Here is a 4,410-nt window from a genome sequence, read left to right as displayed (position 1 = left end):
CAATACCAGCGTAAACGTTTTTCTATTTCAGGAGCATAACGTTGAACCCAACGGTAAATAGTCGTGTGATCAACATTCACACCCCGTTCGGCCAGCATTTCCTGCAGTTCACGATAGCTAATGCCATGTTTACAATACCAGCGCACAGCCCAAAGAATGATTTCGCCCTGAAAATGCCGACCATGGAAAGGATTCATATGCTGCATCTTTAGCTAAAACAGTCTTCAGCTTACCATTCGTGGTTATTTGCAACAGTGCCCAAATACATGCTCGATCCCGATTCTTCTTTTGTTGATTTCCTGATTATAGATTTTGAGTTCAGGATCCAGTTTACAGCGTCTTTTGGCTTTTAACGGCAACAGGCTATTAGGATACACAGCATAAATTCCCAGGTAGCCTTTATCTGCAAGGATAAAAGCTCCTGAAGGAATCTGCTTTAAATTGCGTTTGAATAGCTCGAAATCATGCACCGTACCGCGATCAGTGCATAAACTCAGAATTTGCTGAGTTTTATAATGGATGATGGCCTGTACTTTAAAGGTATGGGTCTTTTTCTTGCCACTATAGTTTTTCTTCTGTTTTTTTAGGCCTTTGAATTGGAATTTCTGTGGCATCCAGGATCACCACATTCCAGTCTATGCCTTCGCTTTCGGGCAAATTCTTCGGTAAATTAAACAGCTTGGACTGAATCAGGCAATCTTCAACATGACGTACAATTCTTGAGGCTGTAGGCTCTGAAACCCCATAACTCGTAGCAATGTGAAATAAAGTTCGGTATTCCCGCCAATAGTTCAGACAGAGCAGAACCTGATCCTCCACACTTAACTTGGGTGGTCTGCCTTTAGCTGGAACATGCTTCTGCAATTGCTCAACCATTTAAATAAAAGGTTGACCATGAGATGCCTGTATATCGCTTAAACTGTGTTTCAGAAAGCTTCTTTGAATCAATGTATTTCATCCGCAGATTATGCACGAATGCTAAGAAAATTAGAGTACAAATATCAATCAAAAAGGTGCTCATTTTTTGATTTATGAAAGAGATCTATTATTCAATTATATCTTTTAATGATCAATAGAAAGCCTAGTTTCAAACACATTCTTCAGACACAAACAAATATGATCAAAATAGAGTGATTACTCAATAAAATAATAAAATCAATTACTTAAATTATATTTTATTTTAAAAAAAATACAAATGTGTATTAAAAATAACCATTACTTACATTTTTTTGATTACAAAATATAATGAGTAAATTGCTTCCCATTTCATACATTTTTCATATATAAAAAGTCATACTATTTTTAAGGTTTTTCTAAATCACATTTTATACTTCATAGTTTTTAACATCATTATTAAAGGTGAACCATGCATAAGAAGAAGCGCACCCCATTAGACGCACAACAGTCCCATCTTTGGATTATTGGTGGTGGTATCGCAGGTATGGCTGCTGCTGCATTTGCAATCCGTGATGCCAAAGTCCCTGCCAAAAATATCCATATTTTAGAAGAACTCGATATTTCAGGTGGTTCGATGGATGGTGGACATACACCGCATGCCGCGCAAGCTTGGGTAACACGTGGTGGGCGAATGCTGACCGATGAAACTTATTTGTGCCTATGGGACTTATTTTCCAGTATTCCATCTTTGGAAAATCCAGACATTTCGGTGCGTGAAGAATGTCGTGAGTTTAATGAAAAAGTGAAAACCCACGCCAATGCACGGTTGATTGATGCCGAACATGTCATTGCGGATGCAGCAAAGCTTGGTCTGAATACGCTACATCGTGCACAGATGCTGCGCCTATTAGCTTCAAAAGAAGAAAAAATTGGCAGTCGCCGCATTGATGAGTTTTTTGATGAAACCTTTTTTGAAACCAATTTCTGGCGCATGTGGCGCACGACTTTCGCTTTTCAAAAATGGCACAGTGCAGCAGAGTTAAGACGCTATTTCTTGCGTTTTATTCAAGAATTGCCACGCATTCATACCTTAGCGGGTGTGAAACGTACCAAGTACAACCAATATGACTCGATGATTCTGCCCCTACAGCGTTGGTTAGTCGCACAAGGCGTCGATGTGCGTTTTGGACACTATGTCACAGATGCAGACTTCATTACCAATGCTGAAACTCAAGAACGCTACGCTTCACGCCTATATGTACAATTGCCTGAAGGCTCAGAGCAAATTAATCTGAAAGCCAATGATTTAGCTATTTTCACTTTAGGCTCTATTACAGCAGACTCACGTTATGGCGGTAATCATGACGTGCCTGCCCTTATTCGTCATCGAGAAGATCATGGCTGGACGCTTTGGGAAACGCTGGCACAAAAAGCCCCAGACTTTGGCCGTCCAATGACTTTTTATGGCAATGTCGATGAACATAAGTGGGAGTCTTTCACTCTGACCATGAAAGATGACGTGCTACTTAAACGTATTATTGACTATACAGGCAATGAACCAGGCACAGGCGCACTCATGACTTGGTATGAGTCGGGTTGGCATTTATCCATCGTGGTTCCTGCACAGCCACACTTTGCCGACTTACCTGAAGGTTTATATACCTTATGGGGCTACGGTTTCCAAATTGACCATATAGGCGATTACATCAAAAAACCAATGTCCGAAGCCACGGGGCAAGAAATCCTAACAGAACTGATTAAACAGCTCGGTTTTGACGACATTTTAGATCATGTTTTGGCAACGACTGATGTTACTACCGCCATGATGCCATACGCCTCTGCCCTATTCGCCTGCCGTAAACCGGGGGATCGTCCACAGGTAATTCCACAAGGCTCACAAAACTTTGCTTTCCTTGGACAGTTTGTGGAAATTGAAGATGACGTGGTCTTTACTGTGGAATATTCAGTTCGTGGGGCGATGCTTGCCATTTATGAATTTTTTGGGGTGGAACGTGAAATCCCTGAAATTTACAACGGTCTACTTGATCCCAAAGTGGGTTTAAAAGCTTTAGAAACAGTGTTCCACTAAGTTTTTAATATATAGCGATAAGAGCACCTTTATGTCGCCACTATTACATAGTTTAATTTAAGCAACGTTTGGATACACGAGTGTGGCAGGGATGCCACACGTTATCCATCATAATAGGGATGTTATGTATGGGTAACAAAGGCTTTTGCTTTCTTTTGGCTTATCAAAAGTAAGGGTATTGCCTACACAAACACCTTTTATACTTTATTGAAAGTTGAGGCCGTGTACGCACTGGTTTACCGTTAACATCAATATAAGGAATATAAAATGAAAGCAGCTCGTTTTTATGACCGAGGGGATATTCGAATTGAAGATATCCCTGAACCGAAAGTACTTCCAGGCACAGTTGGAATTCAAGTTGCGTGGTGTGGTATTTGCGGTACAGATTTACATGAATTCATGGAAGGTCCTATTTTTATTCCACCTTGTGGTCACCCACACCCAATTTCGGGAGAATCTGCACCTGTAACAATGGGACATGAATTTTCAGGCGTGGTTTATGCAGTTGGAGAGGGTGTAGATGATATCCAAATTGGGCAACATGTCGTAGTTGAACCCTACATCATTGCTGACGATGTGCCGACTGGCCCCAATGATAAGTATCATTTATCAAAAAATATGAACTTTATTGGTTTAGGCGGACGCGGTGGTGGTCTTTCTGAAAAAATTGCAGTTCAGCGGCGTTGGGTACATCCTATTTCAAATGATATTCCTTTAGACCAAGCAGCATTGATAGAACCTTTATCTGTCGGTCATCATGCCTATGTCAGAAGTGGCGCAAAAGCTGGCGATATCGCACTGGTTGGTGGAGCAGGCCCAATAGGCTTACTTTTATCTGCTATTTTAAAGGCTAAAGGTCTCACGGTCATCATTACTGAACTGAGTGCAAAACGTAAAGAAAAAGCGATAGAAGCGGGTGTTGCCGATTATGTACTAGACCCATCTAAGGTTGATGTAGTTGCTGAGGTAATGAAAATTACAGAAGACCGCGGTGTAGATGTCGCTTTTGAATGTAGTAGTGTCAATAAAGTCATGGATACACTCGTTGCAGCAATGAAACCAACTGGTGTAGTCGTTATCGTTTCTATTTGGAGCCATCCTGCCACAATTAATGTGCATAGTGTGGTGATGAAAGAGCTAGATATTCGTGGCACGATTGCTTATGTAAATGATCATCAGGAAACTATCCGTTTGGTTGAGCAAGGTAAGATTAATCTAGAACCTTTTATTACCCAACGGATTGCATTAGATGATCTTGTTTCTAAAGGCTTTGAAACATTGATTCATAATAATGAGTCAGAGGTGGTCCCACTTGTTTGAACAACTAAAAGCGTATTTATAAGTGATATTCCGCTCTAGTTAAGCCACCTTGTTTTGTTGGGGTAGCTGATCATAGTAAAACTCATTTGGTGTCATTTTGTCTA

At 40.6% G+C, this 4,410-nt stretch carries 4 protein-coding genes and 1 pseudogene; 2 read left to right on the top strand and 3 right to left on the bottom strand.

From position 1 onward, the window contains the following. The 3 genes and pseudogenes from FTU44_RS14900 to FTU44_RS14890 form a co-directional block, all read right to left on the bottom strand. A pseudogene (locus FTU44_RS14900) lies at positions 1–197 on the bottom strand (IS6 family transposase); the annotation flags it as partial. A 45-nt stretch (positions 198–242) separates the two neighbouring features. Further along, positions 243–614 carry a transposase gene (locus FTU44_RS14895; protein ID WP_024160689.1) on the bottom strand — a complete coding sequence of 124 codons (372 nt, stop codon included), beginning with the start codon at positions 612–614 and terminating at the stop codon, positions 243–245. After that, positions 562–864 carry a transposase family protein gene (locus FTU44_RS14890; RefSeq protein WP_171069802.1) on the bottom strand — a complete coding sequence of 101 codons (303 nt, stop codon included), beginning with the start codon at positions 862–864 and terminating at the stop codon, positions 562–564. The genes FTU44_RS14895 and FTU44_RS14890 overlap by 53 nt, the downstream gene beginning before the upstream one ends. A 502-nt stretch (positions 865–1,366) precedes the next feature. Here FTU44_RS14890 and FTU44_RS14885 point away from each other — a divergent pair. Both FTU44_RS14885 and FTU44_RS14880 read left to right on the top strand, forming a co-directional pair. Next, positions 1,367–2,986, top strand: a complete 1,620-nt coding sequence (locus tag FTU44_RS14885) for an oleate hydratase (RefSeq protein ID WP_109267733.1) — start codon at positions 1,367–1,369, stop codon at positions 2,984–2,986. A 267-nt stretch (positions 2,987–3,253) separates the two neighbouring features. Beyond that, positions 3,254–4,306, top strand: a complete 1,053-nt coding sequence (locus tag FTU44_RS14880) for a 2,3-butanediol dehydrogenase (RefSeq protein ID WP_180051295.1) — start codon at positions 3,254–3,256, stop codon at positions 4,304–4,306. Positions 4,307–4,410 lie beyond the last annotated feature (104 nt).

The sequence above is a fragment of the Acinetobacter sp. YH12105 genome, assembly GCF_013419095.1.
GTDB classification, from domain to species: Bacteria; Pseudomonadota; Gammaproteobacteria; order Pseudomonadales; family Moraxellaceae; genus Acinetobacter; species Acinetobacter pseudolwoffii.
Note: the sequence above shows the minus strand (reverse complement) of the source record. Positions and strands in the feature narration are given on the sequence as shown.